General features: G+C 66.6%; 16 protein-coding genes and 1 pseudogene. 10 read left to right on the forward strand and 7 right to left on the reverse strand.

Annotation, left to right across the window (positions count from 1 at the left end):
• Window positions 1-64: 64 nt before the first annotated feature.
• On the forward strand, window positions 65-1,096 hold the full coding sequence (locus tag ACZYW1_RS14125) for an LLM class F420-dependent oxidoreductase (protein ID WP_463786671.1): 1,032 nt from the start codon (window positions 65-67) through the stop codon (window positions 1,094-1,096).
• A 61-nt stretch (window positions 1,097-1,157) separates the two neighbouring features.
• On the opposite strand, the gene ACZYW1_RS14130 is transcribed toward ACZYW1_RS14125, so the two are convergent.
• The gene (locus ACZYW1_RS14130) at window positions 1,158-1,880 is read right to left on the reverse strand and encodes an acetoacetate decarboxylase family protein (RefSeq protein WP_463786672.1); all 723 of its coding nucleotides are present in this window, start codon (window positions 1,878-1,880) and stop codon (window positions 1,158-1,160) included.
• Window positions 1,881-1,938: 58 nt separating this feature from the next.
• On the opposite strand from ACZYW1_RS14130, the gene ACZYW1_RS14135 reads away from it, so the two are divergent.
• The gene (locus ACZYW1_RS14135; protein ID WP_463786675.1) at window positions 1,939-3,165 is read left to right on the forward strand and encodes a cytochrome P450; all 1,227 of its coding nucleotides are present in this window, start codon (window positions 1,939-1,941) and stop codon (window positions 3,163-3,165) included.
• Window positions 3,166-3,210: 45 nt separating this feature from the next.
• Here the strand turns inward: ACZYW1_RS14135 and ACZYW1_RS14140 are convergent.
• Together ACZYW1_RS14140 and ACZYW1_RS14145 are read right to left on the reverse strand one after the other, a co-directional pair.
• Window positions 3,211-4,085: pseudogene (locus ACZYW1_RS14140) on the reverse strand (hypothetical protein).
• Between the two features lie 141 nt (window positions 4,086-4,226).
• Window positions 4,227-5,027, reverse strand: a complete 801-nt coding sequence (locus ACZYW1_RS14145; RefSeq protein ID WP_463786677.1) for a crotonase/enoyl-CoA hydratase family protein — start codon at window positions 5,025-5,027, stop codon at window positions 4,227-4,229.
• A 69-nt stretch (window positions 5,028-5,096) separates the two neighbouring features.
• Between ACZYW1_RS14145 and ACZYW1_RS14150 the strand changes: the two genes are divergently transcribed.
• Genes ACZYW1_RS14150 through ACZYW1_RS14160 form a run of 3 tightly spaced genes read left to right on the forward strand, consistent with a single transcriptional unit; the run spans window position 5,097 to window position 9,077 of the window.
• Window positions 5,097-6,743, forward strand: coding sequence for an acyl-CoA synthetase (locus ACZYW1_RS14150; RefSeq protein ID WP_463786678.1), 1,647 nt, complete (start codon window positions 5,097-5,099; stop codon window positions 6,741-6,743).
• Complete coding sequence (locus ACZYW1_RS14155; protein ID WP_463786679.1) at window positions 6,740-7,507, forward strand: fructosamine kinase family protein; 768 nt, start codon at window positions 6,740-6,742, stop codon at window positions 7,505-7,507. The genes ACZYW1_RS14150 and ACZYW1_RS14155 overlap by 4 nt, the downstream gene beginning before the upstream one ends.
• 19 nt (window positions 7,508-7,526) lie before the next feature.
• The gene (locus ACZYW1_RS14160; RefSeq protein WP_463786681.1) at window positions 7,527-9,077 is read left to right on the forward strand and encodes an acetolactate synthase large subunit; all 1,551 of its coding nucleotides are present in this window, start codon (window positions 7,527-7,529) and stop codon (window positions 9,075-9,077) included.
• Here ACZYW1_RS14160 and ACZYW1_RS14165 read toward each other — a convergent pair.
• The gene (locus ACZYW1_RS14165; protein WP_463786682.1) at window positions 9,063-9,743 is read right to left on the reverse strand and encodes a serine hydrolase; all 681 of its coding nucleotides are present in this window, start codon (window positions 9,741-9,743) and stop codon (window positions 9,063-9,065) included. The genes ACZYW1_RS14160 and ACZYW1_RS14165 overlap by 15 nt on opposite strands.
• Before the next feature lie 97 nt (window positions 9,744-9,840).
• On the opposite strand from ACZYW1_RS14165, the gene ACZYW1_RS14170 reads away from it, so the two are divergent.
• A complete protein-coding gene (locus tag ACZYW1_RS14170) occupies window positions 9,841-10,572 on the forward strand; it encodes a hypothetical protein (RefSeq protein WP_463786684.1) in 732 nt (243 codons plus the stop codon).
• A gap of 3 nt (window positions 10,573-10,575) precedes the next feature.
• On the opposite strand, the gene fadD17 is transcribed toward ACZYW1_RS14170, so the two are convergent.
• From fadD17 to ACZYW1_RS14185, 3 genes are read right to left on the reverse strand one after another with little or no spacing between them, the layout of a single operon-like run.
• Entirely contained in the window at window positions 10,576-12,084 is a 1,509-nt protein-coding gene (gene fadD17 / locus ACZYW1_RS14175; protein ID WP_463786686.1) for a long-chain-fatty-acid--CoA ligase FadD17, read from the reverse strand.
• A 59-nt stretch (window positions 12,085-12,143) separates the two neighbouring features.
• Entirely contained in the window at window positions 12,144-13,241 is a 1,098-nt protein-coding gene (locus tag ACZYW1_RS14180; protein ID WP_463786688.1) for an acyl-CoA dehydrogenase family protein, read from the reverse strand.
• Window positions 13,242-13,258: 17 nt separating this feature from the next.
• Complete coding sequence (locus tag ACZYW1_RS14185; protein WP_463787832.1) at window positions 13,259-14,440, reverse strand: acyl-CoA dehydrogenase; 1,182 nt, start codon at window positions 14,438-14,440, stop codon at window positions 13,259-13,261.
• 192 nt (window positions 14,441-14,632) lie between these two features.
• Between ACZYW1_RS14185 and ACZYW1_RS14190 the strand changes: the two genes are divergently transcribed.
• The 4 genes from ACZYW1_RS14190 to ACZYW1_RS14205 all read left to right on the forward strand — a co-directional run bounded on the left by ACZYW1_RS14190 (window position 14,633) and on the right by ACZYW1_RS14205 (window position 17,725).
• Complete coding sequence (locus tag ACZYW1_RS14190; protein ID WP_292980529.1) at window positions 14,633-14,824, forward strand: ferredoxin; 192 nt, start codon at window positions 14,633-14,635, stop codon at window positions 14,822-14,824.
• A gap of 23 nt (window positions 14,825-14,847) precedes the next feature.
• Window positions 14,848-15,816 carry a 3-oxoacyl-ACP reductase gene (locus ACZYW1_RS14195; protein WP_463786690.1) on the forward strand — a complete coding sequence of 323 codons (969 nt, stop codon included), beginning with the start codon at window positions 14,848-14,850 and terminating at the stop codon, window positions 15,814-15,816.
• Between the two features lie 273 nt (window positions 15,817-16,089).
• Window positions 16,090-16,854 (forward strand): MlaE family ABC transporter permease, encoded by a 765-nt coding sequence (locus ACZYW1_RS14200; RefSeq protein ID WP_292980526.1) that lies wholly within the window; start codon window positions 16,090-16,092, stop codon window positions 16,852-16,854.
• A gap of 28 nt (window positions 16,855-16,882) precedes the next feature.
• Entirely contained in the window at window positions 16,883-17,725 is an 843-nt protein-coding gene (locus ACZYW1_RS14205; RefSeq protein ID WP_463786692.1) for an MlaE family ABC transporter permease, read from the forward strand.
• Window positions 17,726-17,748: the final 23 nt, after the last annotated feature.

A 17,748-nucleotide genomic window follows, 5' to 3' on the forward strand; every position in this document is an offset into this window, starting at 1 on the left:
CGAGTAGAACAGGTTCTAAGAATGGATTCAAGATAGGGTCGAGACCTGCAGGAAGGTAGTGCGCATGAAGCTCGGACTCCAGCTGGGATATTGGGGTGCTCAGCCGCCCGACAACCACGCCGAACTCGTGGCGGCCGCCGAGAACAACGGATTCGACGCGGTGTTCACCGCCGAAGCGTGGGGATCGGACGCCTATACGCCGTTGGCCTGGTGGGGCTCGTCGACACAGCGGCTACGGCTCGGCACGTCCGTCGTCCAGCTGTCCGCGCGCACCCCGACCGCCTGCGCGATGGCCGCGTTGACGCTCGATCACCTGTCCGGCGGTCGGCACATCCTGGGCCTCGGGGTGTCCGGGCCGCAGGTGGTGGAGGGCTGGTACGGCCAGGCCTTTCCCAAGCCGCTGGCCCGCACCCGCGAATACGTCGACATCATCCGCCAGGTGTGGGCCCGCGAGAAGCCCGTCACCAGCGACGGCCCGCACTACCCGCTGCCGCTGAAGAGCGAGCGCGCAACGGGTCTGGGCAAGCCGCTCAAGCCCATCACCCACCCGCTGCGCTCCGACATTCCGATCATGCTGGGCGCCGAAGGCCCCAAGAACGTGGCGCTGGCGGCCGAGGTCTGCGACGGCTGGCTGCCAATCTTCTACACGCCAAGGATGGCCGACACCTACAACGAATGGCTCGACGAGGGGTTTGCCCGCCCAGGTGCACGCCGCAGTCGTGAGGACTTCGAGATCTGCGCGACGGCCAACATCGTCATCACCGAGGACCGTCCCGCGGCGTTCGCCGCGATGAAGCCCTACATCGCCCTCTACATGGGCGGGATGGGGGCCGAGGACACCAACTTCCACGCCGACGTCTACCGCCGGATGGGTTACGCCGAGGTGGTCGACGACGTGACCAAGCTGTTCCGCAATGGGCAGAAGGATAAGGCCGCGGAGATCATCCCGGACGAGGTCATCGACGACGCCGCTATCGTCGGCGACGTCGACTACGTGCGTAAGCAGATCAAGGCCTGGGAGGCCTCCGGCGTCACCATGATGGTGGTGTCAGGCCGCAGTACCGAGCAGGTCCAGGAGTTGGCAGGCTTGATCTGACCGCGTTCTTGCGATCAGCTAGAACACGTTCTAGATTGGCCGGATGGCGGTTCGTGACCGGTCAGCTGATGGCGTGTGCGTCGCCGAAGGTCATCTCGACGTGGCCGACTGCTCCCGACACCATCGCGCGGCTCGGCAGACCCAGCGACGCCAACTCCTTGGCATACGGGTGATCGCCGAGACGCAACGTCGCCCCGCCCGGCCGGCCGCGCACCTCGCGGATCCGCATCTCCCACGGAACCTCGCGGGTGGTGCCCTCGGCGAACGTGTAGGTCTTGAGCACCCGGGGCTTCGATGTGAACACGGCGGGCACCGGCAGGCCGCGGCCGAAGTCGATGCCGGCGATGTGCTGCCCCTCCGCGCTGACGTCGAAGCCGAAGTGACGGCCCTCGCGAACGGTGAAGTCCGCCATGATCTTTGGGAAACCCCAGATGGCACGACCGGCCTCCAGGGTGAAGGCCTGGTCGACCGGCAGGTGGTGGATGAAAGCAGCCGCATCGCCGAGGGCCTTGAGGCCGTGGGCATTCGAACCCGGCGGATTGACCATGACCGCGGTGCCGAATTCGTTGTACTCGCCCAGATCCCCGTCGATGTAGCGGGCCAGCATCAGGGTGACCACCGCGCGGCCGGGGCGGTGCCGGCAGACCTGCAGGCCGCTGTAGTCGACAAGCCGCTGCGCCGCGGCGGCGTCGACAGAGAACATCGCGGTGCGAACGTCCGCCTTGCGGATCTGCACCGGCATGGTGAGCACCGTTCCGGCGATGGTGTGCTGTGAATTCGGCATGCCGGCCACTGTAATCCGCTAGTAATTGGGCCAAGTACATAACTGGAGGCTTAGGTACATGACCGCAACCATTCCGACCACGATCGCGAACATCGATCTCGCGGACGGCAACTTCTATGCCGACCGCACGGCTTCGCGCGAGGCCTATCGCTGGATGCGCGCCAACCAGCCGGTGTTTCGCGACCGCAACGGTCTGGCCGGCGCGACGACGTATCAGGCCATCATCGATGCCGAGCGCAATCCCGAACTGTTCTCCAACACCGGTGGCATCCGCCCGGATCAGCCCGGCATGCCGTACATGATCGACATGGACGATCCGGCGCATCTGGTGCGGCGCAAGCTCGTCAACGCCGGGTTCACCCGTAAGCGGGTCACCGAGAAGATTCCGTCGCTGGGCCGGCTGTGCGACGCGTTGATCGACGCCGTCTGCGAGCGCGGTGAATGCGACTTCGTCCGCGACATCGCCGCCCCGCTGCCGATGGCCGTGATCGGCGACATGCTCGGCGTCCTGCCCGAGGAGCGGGGCATGCTGCTGAAGTGGTCGGACGATCTGGTTTCGGGACTGAGTTCGCACCTGGACCCGACTGGACCCGAGTTCCAGACGGTGATGAATGCCTTTGCGGGATATACCGAATTCACCATGGGCATCATCGCCAAGCGCCGGGCCGAGCCGACCGACGACCTGTTCTCCATCCTGGTCAACGCCGAGGTCGAAGGTCAGCGGATGAGCGACGCCGAGATCGTGATGGAGACCCTGCTGATCCTGATCGGCGGCGACGAGACCACTCGGCACACGCTCTCCGGCGGCACCGAGCAGCTGGTGCGTCACCGCGATCAGTGGGACGCGCTGCGCGCTGACCCTGACACGTTGCTGCCCGGCGCGATCGAGGAGATGCTGCGCTGGACGTCGCCGGTGAAGAACATGTGCCGAATGTTGACTGCGGACACCGATTTTCACGGCACCGAGCTGAAACAGGGCGAGAAGATCATGCTGCTGTTCGAGTCGGCGAACTTCGACGAGTCGCAGTTCGACACACCGGATCAATTCGATATTCGTCGAGACCCCAACGGCCACGTCGCTTTCGGCTTCGGCACCCACTTCTGTCTGGGCAATCAGCTGGCGCGGCTGGAACTGCGGCTGATGACCGAGCGGGTGCTCGAGCGGCTACCGGACCTGCGCCTGGCCGACGACGGCGACCGGTTGCCGTTGCGCCCGGCCAACTTCGTCAGCGGGTTGGAGTCGATGCCGATGGTGTTCACCCCGACCGCTCCCGTCGGCAGCTGAGGTTTGGCGCGCCGAGCGTGCCGTGCCCCTGCGCCGAGCGTGCACTCAGGGCGCTGATTCCTCCTGAATTCCGCCCTGGATGCACGCTCGGCGATCCCGGACCGCCCGCACTCGCGCAATGACGCCGCCTTCGGTGTCGTCGGCAGTGACCCGGACAACGGCCCACCCGAGGTCGTTCAACGTCTCGAGCCGAGTGATGTCTTTGTTGAACTGCCGCCGATCGGTGCGATGATGGTCACCCTCGTATTCGACAGCGAGTTTCATTGCCTCCCAGCCCATGTCGAGCTCCGCGACCAGTTGACCGTATTCGTCGTGGACCGGGATCTGAGTCCTGGGGGCGGGAAAGCCGGCGCGGATGAGCAGCAGTCGCAGCCAGGTCTCGCGAGGCGACTCGGCTCCGGCGTCGACCAGGCTCAGCGCGCGGCGGGCTCGCCGGATGCCGCGTCGTCCCTGGTGGCGCTCGGCGAGCAGCTCGACGTCGGCCATCTTGAGATCCGTCGCCCTGGCCAGCGCGTCCAGTGCGGCGATCGCGGATCCGATCGGTAGCGACACGCAATGTCGAGAGCAGTTCGTGCCGGCGTGGTCGTCCGCATCTGGGCGACTATCTGGACTTCGTCGTCGTCCAGGCGATCTGACCAGGTTCGAATCGCCCTTGGCGGGCGGCGGTAGTCGTAGAGCAACTCGGCCGGCGCCCGAGCGTCGACCCACTTGGAGCCGTGCAGCGCCGCGGCGGACTGTCCGGCCACGACTCCTCGTCGCCTCGACCACAGCCAGGCTGCGCGGGCACGCAATTCAGCGGAGAGCTCGGCGCCGGCTGGAAGGTAGACGTCGGGGTGAACGGCGACGAAGTTGCTTCGCAACGCGTGGCGGGTGAGCCGACCGCACGCCAAGGCTTCGCTGCCGAGGAACGGGTCCGCCATGGGGGGAAGTGTGCCGCTGCGGTCCGACATCTCACCCAGCGTGCACTGAGGGCGGAGAATCGACAAAAAGCCGCCCTGAATGCACGTTCGGCGAGCACGCAAGCTCGGCTAAACCGCACGTTCGGCGAAAAGCACCCCGCGTCAGCGGTTTTTGAACTGCGGGGCGCGCTTCTCCTTGAAGGCCAACGGGCCTTCCTTGGCGTCCTCGGACAGGAACACCCCGATGCCCAGCTTGGTGTCGATCTTGAACGCGTCGTTCTCGTGCAGGCCTTCGGTCTCCCGGATCGAGCGCAGGATCGCCTGTACCGCCAGCGGACCGTTGTTGGCGATCACGTCGGCGATCTCGAGCGCCTTGTCCAGCGCGCTGCCGTCGGGGACGACGTATCCGATGAGTCCGTAGGACAGCGCCTCGGCGGCGGTGATGTGCCGTCCGGTCAGCAGCAGGTCGGCGGCGATCGTGTACGGGATCTGCCGAACCAGGCGGACCGCCGAGCCGCCCATCGGGTACAGGCTCCACTTGGCCTCGGAGATGCCGAACTTGGCGCTTTCACCCGCGATGCGGATATCGGTGCCCTGCAGGATCTCGGTACCCCCGGCGATCGCCGGACCTTCGACCGCCGCGATCAGCGGTTTGGTCAGCCGCCGCCCTTTGAGCAACGCGTCGATTCGTGACGGGTCGTAGCTGCCGTCTTTGAACGAGTCGCCCGGCGGTTTCGCGGTCGCGGCTTTGAGGTCCATGCCCGCGCAGAAGTAGCCGCCGGCCCCGGTCAGGATGCAGCAGCGGATGTCGGGATCGGTGTCGACGCGGTCCCAGGCCTCGACCATGATCGAGAGCATCTCGGTGGAAAGCGCGTTGCGGGCCTCGGGGCGGTTCAACGTCAGGATCAGAGTGTGTCCGCGCTGCTCAATGAGGGCGTCGGCCTTCTTTTCTGCCTCGCTCACCGATGATCACCTTCCCGTGCGCCGGCCTGAAACTTGTCAGGAAATGTAACACGTTCTAATTTAGGTCCCGTGGCCCTGAATATTGCCGACTTGGCGGAGCACGCCATCGATGCCGTCCCAGACCGTGTCGCCCTGATCTGCGGTGACGAGCAGCTGACCTACGCCCAGCTCGAGGAGAAGGCGAACCGCCTCGCGCACTACCTGCAGGAGCAGGGGGTGAAGAAGGACGACAAGGTCGGCCTGTACTGCCGCAACCGCATCGAGATCGTCATCGCGATGGTCGGGATCATCAAGGCGGGCGCGATCCTGGTCAACATCAACTACCGCTACGTCGAGGGCGAACTGCGCTACCTGTTCGACAACTCCGACATGGTCGCGTTGGTGCACGAGCGGCAGTACTCCGAGCGCGTCGCCAACGTGCTGCCGGACACCCCCGATGTGAAGACGGTCCTCGTCGTCGAGGACGGCTCGGATGCTGAATACCAGAGCTACGGCGGTGTCGAGTTCTACTCCGCGATCGCCGGCAGCTCCGCCGAGCGTGACTTCGGCCCGCGCAGCGCCGACGACATCTACCTGCTCTACACCGGCGGCACCACCGGTTTCCCGAAGGGCGTGATGTGGCGCCACGAGGACATCTACCGGGTGCTGTTCGGTGGAACCGACTTCGCCACAGGCGAATTCATCAAGGACGAACACGACCTGGCCAAGGCCGCCGCGGCCAACCCGCCGATGGTGCGCCACCCGATCCCGCCGATGATCCACGGCGCCACCCAGTCGGCCACCTGGATGTCGATCTTCTCCGGCCAAACCACCGTTCTCGCACCGGAATTCAACGCTGATGAGGTGTGGCGCACGATCCACGATCACAAGGTGAACCTGTTGTTCTTCACCGGTGACGCGATGGCACGGCCGCTGCTGGACGCGCTGCTGGCCCACCAGGACAAAGGAAACGAGTACGACCTGTCGTCGCTGTTCCTGCTCGCTTCCACCGCGGCGCTGTTCTCGCCGAGCATCAAGGAGAAGTTCCTCGAGCTGTTGCCCAATCGGGTCATCACCGACTCGATCGGCTCGTCGGAGACCGGTTTCGGCGGCACCAGCATCGTCGCGAAGGACGCGCCGCACAGCGGCGGCCCACGTGTGACGATCGACCACCGCACCGTCGTTCTGGACGACGACGGCAACGAGGTCAAGCCAGGCTCGGGGGTCCGCGGCTTCATCGCCAAGAAGGGCAACATTCCGGTCGGCTACTACAAGGACGAGAAGAAGACCGCGGAGACCTTCAAGACCATCAACGGCGAGCGGTATGCCATCCCCGGCGACTGGGCGACGGTCGAGGAGGACGGCAGCGTCACAATGCTCGGCCGCGGTTCGGTGTCGATCAACAGCGGCGGTGAGAAGATCTACCCCGAGGAGGTCGAGGCCGCGTTGAAGGGGCATCCCGACGTGTTCGACGCACTGGTGGTCGGAGTGCCCGACCCGCGCTACGGCCAGCATGTGGCGGCCGTCGTGCAGGCGCGGCCCGGGGCCCGGCCGGCGCTCTCCGACTTGGACTCGTTCGTCCGCGCCGAGATCGCGGGATACAAAGTGCCGCGAAGTCTTTGGCTGGTCGACGAGGTCAAGCGCTCACCCGCGGGCAAACCCGACTACCGGTGGGCCAAGGAGCAGACCGAGGCGCGGCCGGCCGACGACGTCCACGCCGCGCACGCGACCGCTTGACCGACTTCGTCAAGCGCCACGCCGGCGCGCCGGCCGGGTTCTTTGAATGCGAAGCCGCAGGGCTGCAATGGCTTTCGACCGCCGACGGCGGTGTGCCCTGCGTGCCGGTGCGGTCGGTGGACGAGACGGGTCTGACGTTGCGACGGCTCGAGTCCGTTCCGCCCAGCCGGGAGGCGGCCCGCGAGTTCGGGTCGCGACTGGCCGCGACGCATGACGCGGGAGCGGCGGGTTTCGGTGCCGGCCCCGATGGATGGGACGGGCCGGGGTTCTTCGGGCCGTTGACCCAGCCGTTGCCGATGTCGCTGGAGCCGCAGCCGCTTTGGGGGCAGTTCTACGCCGACCAGCGGCTGACGCCGATGGCGGTGCGTGCCGCGCCGCAGCTCACTGCGTCGACGCGGGAGACGGTGGAACGTGTCGCAGCGCGATGCCGGGCGGGTGACTTCGACGACGGCGATAGGCCCGCTCGGCTGCACGGTGATCTGTGGGCGGGCAACGTGATGTGGACGCCCGACGGTGTGGTGCTGATCGATCCGGCCGCTCACGGTGGCCACCGGGAGAACGACCTGGCCATGCTTGCGCTGTTCGGCTGCCCGCACTACGACGCCATCATCGACGGCTACCAGAGCGCGCACCCGTTGCGGCCGGGGTGGCGCCGGCGAATCGGGCTGCACCAGCTTTATGCACTGCTGGCGCACGTGGTGCTGTTCGGCGGTGGGCATGCGCAGCGGACCCAGATCTGCGCCCAGGCCGCGCTGGCGATCTGAGCAGTTCTAGAGTCGAAGCGTGAACGGTGCGCAGGCTCTGATCAACACGCTGGTCGACTCCGGAGTCGACGTGTGCTTCGCCAACCCCGGCACGTCGGAGATGCACTTCGTCGCCGCCCTGGACGCGGTTCCCCAAATGCGAGGTGTGTTAGGCCTTTTCGAGGGCGTGGCGACCGGTGCGGCCGACGGTTACGCCCGCATCTCCGGTCGGCCGGCCGCGGTGCTGCTCCACCTCGGTCCCGGCCTGGGCAATGGGCTGGCCAACCTGCACAATGCGCGCCGCGCCCGCGTGCCGATGGTGGTCGTCGTCGGTGATCACGCCACGTATCACAAGAAGTACGACGCCCCATTGGAATCCGACATCGACGCGCTCGCCGGCAGTGTCTCGGGTTGGCTGCATCGGTCGACCGGTACTGCCGGTGTGGCAGCGGATGCGGCCCAAGCGGTAGCCGCGAGCCGGGCGGGAGCCCAGATTGCGACGCTGATCCTGCCCGCCGACGTGTCCTGGTCGGAGGGAGCCGAACCCGTCGGCGAGCTGCCGAGGCGCATACCGGCCGCCGACCCGGCGCTGGCACCCGAGGTCGTGGAGGTGTTGCGATCCGGGGAACCCACGACGATCTTCGTCGGTGGAGACGCCACACGGCGGCCCGGGCTGGCCGCGGCCACCCGGATCGCCCAGGCCACCGGTGCGCGTCTGCTGTGTGAGACCTTCCCGACGCGGCTCGAGCGCGGCGCCGGGGTCCCTGCCGTCGAGCGGCTCGCCTACTTCGGCGAGGCTGCGCTGGCGCAGCTCGATGGCGCCAAGCATCTGGTGCTGGCCGGCGCCAAGTCACCGGTGTCCTTCTTCGCCTATCCCGACAAGCCCAGCGACCTGGTGCCACCCGGTTGCGAAGTGCACGTCCTCGCCGAAACTACCGGTGCCGCAGACGCATTGATCGCTCTGGCCGACGAGTTGGCACCGGGCACGGTTGCACCGGTCGCCGAGCTCTCCCGCCCGCAACTGCCGTCCGGGCCCCTCACGGCGGTGTCGGTGGCCGACGTCGTCGGCGCGCTGATGCCCGACAACGCGATCGTGGTCGACGAGTCGAATACATCCAGCCTGCCGTTGGCGGCGGCTACCGCCGGCGCCCCCGCGCACGACTGGTTGACGCTGACCGGCGGCGCCATCGGATACGGAATTCCGGCAGCCGTGGGAGCCGCGGTGGCAGCTCCCGATCGCCCCGTGCTCTGTCTGGAATCGGATGGTTCAGCCATGTATACGATTTCGGGGCTGTGGACCCAGGCCCGGGAGAGCCTCGATGTCACCACCGTCATCTACAACAATGCCGCGTACGACATCCTGCGGCTGGAACTGCAGCGGGTCGGGGTCGGTGCGGCGCCCGGGCCGAAGGCGCTCGATCTTCTCGACTTATCCCGTCCGACAATGGATTTCGTCAAGATCGCTGAAGGCATGGGGGTGCCGGCCCGCCGGGCCACCACGGTGGTGGAATTCGCCGATGCGCTCCGGGCGGCGTTCGCCGAACCCGGCCCGCACCTGATCGACGCCGTCGTGCCGTCAGTACTCGGTTAAGGCCTCGCCGAGGATCCAGTCGGCCAGTAGGTCGACCACGCCGACCCCCGCTTCGTAGCCGCCTTCGTCGACTTCGGCCGCCAGCGCGACACCGACGTTCCCGGATACGACCGCGAACTGGCGAACGAGATACCCGCCGCCCGGTCCCGGACCCCAACCGCCCTTTGCGGCATGGCCTTTCGCAGCCAAACCCCAACGATGCCCGGCGGTGAGGCGACCCATCAACTCGACCACCCGGGCCGCCCCGTCGACGTCGGACAACCCGGCGGCGAAGCGGGCCTGGTCGGCCAGCGACCATCGCGTCTGACCGAACGGCGTGTACTCGGCGCGCAGGCGGCGTGATTCGACGACCGTGACCGGATCACCCGCGTCGCGGATCACGGCTTGCACGAGCTGTCCGGGGTGGTCGCCGAGCCGCGCCCACAATGTCTCGGCGGTGGCGTTGTCGGACTGGGTGATCGTCTCGACGACGAGCTCGTCGCTGTCCGATCTCGCGCGGAGGGCAGCGATTGCCAACGGCACCTTGATCGTCGACCATGCGACGCCGGTTTGCCAGTCGCCGTAGCAGGCCGGCCGACTGCTGTTGGACGATGCGATCGCGAAACCGACGGTTGCCGGGATGCTTCCCGACAACTCCTGAAAGCCGGCCTCCACCAATCGCTTCACGATGCCCGAATCCTACCGACCGGACGTTACGACGAACCGTCTGGTCGCACGGTTTACAGTCGGTGTCACAAACCGACATTCGGCCTGAGGACCGCAGATGACCGAGCTTCCAGGTACGCCGTCGGATGCCGTGACCGGTGTTCTCGGGACGGGAGACGGCGGCATCGGCACGCTGTTCGTCTCGATGGCGACTCGGCACCCCGATGGATCCGACGCCGAATATCTGCGTTGGCACACACTGGATCACCGCCCGGAACAACATCGGCTGGCGGCCCTGCGCGCATCGCTCCGCTTGGTGTCGACGCCGGCCTGCCGGTCGGTCCGCGCGGTCAGCCATGACGGATTCGACCCCGTCGATCACGTCATGACCTACTTCTTCACCGATCCCGACGGGTTGACCGGCTTCCTGGAGCTCGGGAAGGCGTTGCGCGACGCCGGCCGGATACCCACGTTGCTGCCCCCGGTGCAGCGTGGGGTGTACCAGGTACACACCAAGGCCTCAGCACCGGAAGTCAAGGTCGGTGCCGACGTGCTGCCGTGGTGGCCGATGCGGGGAGTGTTCCTGTTGGTCGAGAAGGGAACCGCACCCGCGACCGGGCTTCTCGACGTCGACGGTGTCGCCGGGGTCTGGTCGGCGTCGGCGAGCGGCGACGACACGCGGCCGGGTCAGTCCATCACGTACTGCTTCCTCGACGGCGACCCGGTGGACACCGGGAACCGGTTGCGGCCGGTGCTGTCCGCGCGATGGCGGGACGCACCCGTGGAACCCTTGCTGGCCGCGCCGTTCTACCCGGTGGTGCCACACGAGTGGGATCGCCGAATCCCCTAGCGGCTAGCGGCGAATCGGCACGACCGGGTCGACACAGTTCAGCCCTTCGGCCGACAGTTGTCGCTTGAGCACCTTGAACGTCGCGGTCCGGGGCAGGTTCGAGCTGACCCGGACGTAGGACGGCCATTGCTTGGGTCCGAGATCCGACTGTTCGGCGAGAAAGGCCCGGAACTTGTCGACATCGAATTCGGCACCCGACGCCAACACCACCGCGGCCATCACCTGATCGCCGACGGCCGGATCCGGGACGGCGTACACCGCCACCTCGGTGACGTCGGGGTGGCGGGCCAGTACCCGCTCGATCGGTGCGGTGCCGAGGTTCTCACCGTCGACCCGCAACCAGTCGCCGAGTCGCCCGGCGAAGTAGGCGTAGCCGGCCTCGTCACGATAGGCGAGGTCACCGCTGTGGTACTTACCGCCGGCCAACCGCTGCGCGTTTGCTTCCACGTCGTTGTAATAGCCCTCGAAACGTCCGGCGCCGGTGACGTTTACCAGCTCGCCCACCACGCCTACCGGGCAGGGATCGCCGGTTTCGACATCGAGGATCTGAACCTCGGCAGGCAACGGACCCAAAGCTCCCGCCGGGGTGTCCGGTGTTCGGCCGATGGCGATCCCGCCCTCGGTCGACCCGAACCCGTCGACAACCCGGCAGCCGAAGCGGGCCGCGAACCGGTCGATGTCGGCGGGTGCACCCTCGTTGCCGTACACCGCCCGCAGCGGATTGTCCGCATCGTCGGGCCGCTCGGGTGTGGCCAGCACGTAGGACAGCGGCTTGCCCACGTAGTTCGCGTAGGTGGCGCCGTAGCGGCGGATGTCGGGCAGGAACCCGGACGCGGAGAACTTGCGCCGCAACACCATCGAGCCACGACAGGCCAATGAAACTGCCCACCCGACCAGCACCGCATTCGAGTGGAACAGCGGCATCGAGGCGTAACAGACATCGGTGGGTCCGAGGCCGAATCGCTCGGACATGGTCACACCGGCGATCGCCACCTTGCCATGGCTGCACATCACCGCCTTCGGGTTGCCGCTGGTGCCCGAGGTGAAGATCAGCATGAACAAGTCGTCGGGTGACGCCGCCCGGAACTGAAGCGCGGTGCCACGATGACCGGCCACTTCGGCCGCCCACTCGGGACTATCGACATTGACGTGGTCGATACCGTCGAGCGTCGCTGACGATTTCGAATCAGCAAGCACCAGTTGACAGTCCGCGTGTTCGATATCGCGGAGGAGCGCATCGCCGCGGCGCACCGGGTTCAGGCCCACCGGAATGATTCCGGTCATGCCCGCGGCGACCAGCACCGCGGAGAAGAACGGTGTGTTCTCCAGTAACACCCCGACGTGCGGAGGCCGGGCCGGATCGAGTCGCGCCCGCAGCGCCGCCGCCACCGCCGCGCCGTCACGGAGATGGTCGTGCCAGGAGACGAAGGTGTCTTCGAAAAAGACGCCTCGGTCGTCGATGTCGACCAGCGGTGCCAGGAGATCGGCAACCGTGGGCAGGGCCTCGGCCACTAGCCCGTCTCCTCCTCGGGCCGCTGCGCGGCCCGCATCCTCACCCGGGGAGTCACGTGCTAGGCGGGAGTGTCCGCCAGCTCGCGGCCGATCTTCAGCAATTGACCGGTCGCTCCGCCCACCGCGAATTCGATTTGCTTGGCGGCCAAGAAGTATCGGTGTACCGGGTGGTCGGTGTCGATACCGACACCGCCGTGGATGTGCACAATGGTGTGCGCCACGCGGTGTCCGGCATCGGCCGCCCAGAACGCCGCGGTGGCCACTTCGGTGTCGGCGGGCAGGTCCTCGCTGAGCCGCCACGCCGCTTGGGTCAGGGTCAGACGCAGGCCCTTGACGTCGATGTAACCGTCGGCAAGTCGCTGCCCGACGGCCTGGAAGCTGCCGATCGGACGGTCGAATTGCTCACGCTCGCGGGCGTATTCGGCAGTCAGCTGCAGGCCGCGCTCGAGAACGCCGAGTTGGAAAGCGCTGTGGCCCAGCACGCCCAGTGTCGTGATCCAGCTGACGACATCGGCCCCACCGACCGCCCGCGCGCCGGACACCTCGGCCCCGTCCAACCGCAGGTGCCCGATGCTGCCCAGCCCGGTGGTGTCCAGCGCGGTCACCGTGACGCCGGGATCGTCAGCGGCGACCAGGAAAACGGTAGTGCCGGAATCAGTTTCGGCCGGCACCAGGAAGGCGTCGGCCACCGGACCGAAGGCGATCTGGGTGCGGGTTCCGGTCAATCGGTAGCCGTCGCCGGCCGTCGCGGCTTGAACCGGCCCGTCGCCCATCTCCCCGTCGAGGGCGACGGCCAGAATCTTGGACCCATTCACCGCCGCCGTGCCCCACTGCTGTTGCAGCTCGGGTGAGCCGAACCTGGCCAGCGCCCCGGCCGCCAAGACCGCCGATTCGAGGTAGGGGACCGCGGCGAGTTGGCGGCCGAGGCCGACCAGCACCGCGATTTCCTCGAGCACGCCGAATCCACCTCCGCCCAACGATTCCGGCGCGGCCGTGGACAAGATGTCGGCGTCGATCAGCTTGCTCCAGAGCTCACGGTCGAACCGTTGCTCGAGTCCGTCCAGTTGGCGCTGGTGCTCGGGTGTGCACACCGCGTCGACGATGGTGGTGACCAGCCCGCCCAGATCCTGCGCGGCCTCGGTTGTCGAGAAGTCCATGGGTCCTCCTGCCGTTCTCAGCGGTTCGCTCGGGGCAGGCCGAGCGCCACCATGCCGATGATGTCGCGCTGCACCTCGTTGGTGCCGCCGCCGAAGGTCAGAATCAGGCACGCCCGGTGCATCCGCTCGACGCGGCCGCGCAGCAGCGCGCCGGGGGAGTCCTGGCGCACAGTCGCCGCGGTGCCCAGCACCTCCATCAGCAACCGGTAGGCCTCGGTGGCCAACTCGGTGCCGAACACCTTGGCCGCCGATGCGTCGGCCGGCGACGGGCTCTCCGATTCCGCCGAAGCCAGCTCCCAGTTGATCAACTTGAGCACTTCGACTTTGGCGTGGACGCGGGCCAGGTTGAGCTGGATCCATTCCGAGTCGATCAGCCGCGCGCCGGCGGCGTCCTTGGTGTTCTGCGCCCAGTCACGAACCTGGTTGAGCGCCATGATGATCGGCATCGGTGACACCAGTGCCACCCGCTCGTGGTTGAGCTGGTTGGTCACCAACTTCCAACCGGCGTTCTCTTCGCCGACCCGGTTGGCCACCGGCACGCGGACGTCCTGGTAGTAGGTGGCGCTGGTGTCCACACCTGACATGGTGTGCACCGGTGTCCAGGAGAATCCCTCGGCGGTGGTCGGCATGATCAGCATCGAGATGCCGCGGTGTTTCTTGGCTTCGGTGTTGGTACGGACCGCCAGCCAGACGTAGTCGGCGTAGGCGATCAGGCTGGTCCACATCTTCTGGCCGTTGACCACATAGTCGTCGCCGTCGCGCACCGCGGTGGTCCGCAGGTTCGCGAGGTCGGTGCCCGCGCCGGGCTCGGAGTAGCCGATCGAGAAGTGCAGATCGCCGGCGGCGATCTTGGGCAGGAAGAACTTCTTCTGCTCCTCGGACCCGTAGTGCATGATCGTCGGTGCGACGCTGTTGATGGTCAGAAACGGCACCGGGGCGCCGGCGATCGCTGCCTCGTCGGTGAAGATCAGCGAGTCCATCGGGGAGCGGTCCTGGCCGCCGTACTCCTTGGGCCAGTTCAGGGTCAGCCACCCGTCCTTGCCCATCTGCGCCACCGTCTCGCGGTAGACGTTGCCCTCGCCGACCTCGCCTGAGGTCGAGCTCAACGCCTCGCGACGTTCGGGGGTGACCAGCTTGGCGAAGTACGCCCGCAGTTCGCGGCGTAGCTCCTCCTGCTCCGGTGTGTAACTGATGCGCATTTCGGCCGCCCTCCGGTCATCGGTGAGTTCTGCGGCAGCCTGCATCGTCGGCCACCCATTCGCTTCCCTGGTTGTAACACGTTCTAGTCTGAGGGTCCAGCGACCATTCCCCTGGACGCGTTCGGGACTGGTCGTATGGTGGGCATACCGTTTTTCAGCCACAGTCCAGGCTTGCGTCAGAGGAGGAACGTCGTGCGGGTGAAAGTCGACCATGACCGGTGTGAAGGCAACGCGGTGTGCTTGGGAATCGCGCCGGATATCTTCGACCTCGACGACGAGGATTACGCAGTGGTCAAGGCCGACCCGGTGCCTGCCGACCAGGAGGCGCTGACCGAGCAGGCGATCGCGGAATGCCCGCGAGCCGCGCTGCTGCGTAGCGAATAACACAGACTAGAGGTATTCATAAATTGACTACGCCCAACGAACCGGCTTCTCCTCAGACCGCCGGGCGGTCTGCATCGTCGCCGGCGGCAAGCACCAACGCGATCGACCTGTCCGGGAAGGTTGCGGTGGTGACCGGTGCGGCCGCGGGGCTGGGCCGTGCCGAGGCGATCGGCCTGGCCCGCGCCGGCGCCACCGTCGTCGTCAACGACATCGCCGCCGCCCTGGATGCGTCCGACGTGATCGACGAGATCACCAGCGCCGGCTCGAAGGCCATCGCGGTGGCCGGCGACATCAGCCAGCGTGAGACCGCCGACGAACTGGTCAGCACCGCCGACGGACTGGGCGGACTCGGCATCGTGGTGAACAACGCCGGCATCACCCGCGACCGGATGCTGTTCAACATGTCCGACGAGGAGTGGGACGCGGTGATCGCGGTCCACTTGCGCGGCCACTTCCTGCTGACCCGCAACGCCGCCACCTACTGGCGGGCCAAGGCCAAGGACAACAACGGTTCGATCTACGGGCGGATCATCAACACGTCGTCGGAGGCCGGGCTGGTCGGCCCGGTCGGTCAGGCGAACTACGGCGCCGCGAAAGCGGGCATCTCCGCGCTGACCCTCACCGCGGCGCGCGCGCTGGGCCGGTACGGGGTGTGTGCCAACGCGATCGCCCCACGAGCTCGGACCGCGATGACCGCCGACGTCTTCGGTGACGCCCCCGATCCCGCTTCGGGCGAGATCGATCCGCTCTCGCCGGAGCACGTCGTGACATTGGTGCGGTTCCTGGCGTCGCCGGGAGCCAAGGATGTCAACGGTCAGATCTTCATCGTCTACGGTCCGCAGGTGACGCTGGTGGCCGCACCGACCGTGGAGCACCGGTTCGACGCGAACGCGGCGGCCTGGGACCCGGCTGAGCTGAGCGACGAGTTGCAGCACTACTTCGCCGGACGCGATCCCGAACGCAACTTCGCGGCCACCGCATTGATGGAGTGATCGACGCATCGACGCGTTGCCGCGACGGCACGTATCGATTGGAAATCAACTAGAACACGTTTCAGGATGATCTACGTCACAAACGCTCTGACCTGCAGTGTTACTAACTTTTGTCTAATTCAATCGTTCTTTGACACTGCGAACATGTTCTAGTTACGATTGGCCGGCTCACGCGGAGCGCCGGCGGCTCAGCAACAAGCTAAGGCGGCGCGACCGGGGACACAAGGCCTTCGGTCTGAAGGTGGTAGACGCCCGCGCGAGAAGGGAACCAAGTTGATCGAACAGCTTGCGGTTCCGGCGCGGGCCGTGGGCGGTTTCGTCGAGATGGCCCTCGAGACGTTCCGAAAGGCGTTCCAGCGTCCCTTCCAATTCCGCGAGTTCCTCGACCAGACATGGATGATCGCCCGGGTTTCGCTCGTTCCGACGCTGTTGGTGGCCATCCCGTTCACCGTTCTGGTGGCCTTCACACTCAACATCCTGCTGCGCGAGATCGGCGCTGCCGACCTCTCGGGTGCCGGCACCGCCTTCGGCACCATCACCCAGCTCGGCCCCGTCGTCACGGTGTTGGTGGTGGCCGGCGCCGGCGCCACCGCAATCTGCGCCGACTTGGGCGCGCGCACCATCCGCGAGGAGATCGACGCGATGCGGGTGCTGGGCATCGATCCGATTCACCGACTGGTCGTGCCGAGGGTGCTGGCGTCGACCTTCGTTGCGCTGCTCCTCAACGGTCTGGTCTCGGCGATCGGGATCGCCGGCGGCTACGTCTTCTCGGTGCTGCTGCAGGGTGTCAATCCGGGCGCGTTCGTCAGCGGGCTGACCGTGCTGACCCACCTGGGCGAGTTGATTCTCTCCGAGGTCAAGGCACTGTTGTTCGGCGTTGTCGCGGGCCTGGTCGGCTGCTACCGCGGGCTGACGGTCAAGGGCGGCCCGAAAGGGGTCGGGGTCGCGGTCAACGAGACGGTGGTCTACGCGTTCATCTGCCTGTTCGTGATCAACGTGATCATGACGGCCATCGGTGTTCGGGTGCTGACCCGATGAGTCGCGCCGGCGTCGTGGAGTCGCGCCGATGAGTTATGACGCCTCCGTCCGGGTCCGCCGCTTCTTGCACCAGTTCGCCGGCCCGGTCGACAACTTCGGCGAGCAGGCGCTGTTCTACGGCGAGTCGATGCGCTACATCCCGAATGCGTTGACCCGCTATCGCAAAGAGACCATCCGTCTGATCGCCGAAATGACCATGGGTACCGGCGCGCTGGTTCTGATCGGTGGAACAGTGGGTGTCGCAGCCTTTTTGACGCTGGCATCGGGTGGTGTGATCGCAGTCCAGGGCTACGAGTCGTTGGGCAACATCGGTATCGAGGCGCTGACCGGATTCCTGTCGGCGTTCTTGAACGTTCGCATCGTCGCCCCGGTCGTCGCGGGAATCGCGTTGGCCGCCACCATCGGTGCCGGGACGACGGCGCAATTGGGCGCCATGCGAGTGGCCGAGGAAATCGACGCCGTCGAAGCGATGGCCGTGCATTCGGTGTCCTACCTGGTGTCGACCCGGTTGATCGCCGGCCTGATCGCGATCGTCCCGTTGTATTCGCTTGCGGTGCTTGCCTCTTTCTTCGCGGCCCGCTCCACCACGGTGTTCATCAACGGGCAGTCGGCCGGTCTGTACGACCACTACTTCAGCACCTTTCTGATCCCCACCGATCTGCTCTGGTCGTTCCTGCAGGCGATCGTGATGTCGATCGCCGTGATGCTGATCCATACCTACTACGGCTACAACGCATCTGGCGGTCCGGTGGGCGTCGGCTTGGCGGTGGGTCAGGCCGTGCGCACCTCGCTGATCGTCGTGGTGGTCATCACCTTGTTCATCTCCCTGGCCGTCTACGGAGCCTCCGGTAATTTCAACCTCTCCGGATGAGCCCGACGGGGACGCAGGGCGTG

It is taken from the genome of Mycobacterium sp. IDUB_36 (assembly GCF_055419225.1).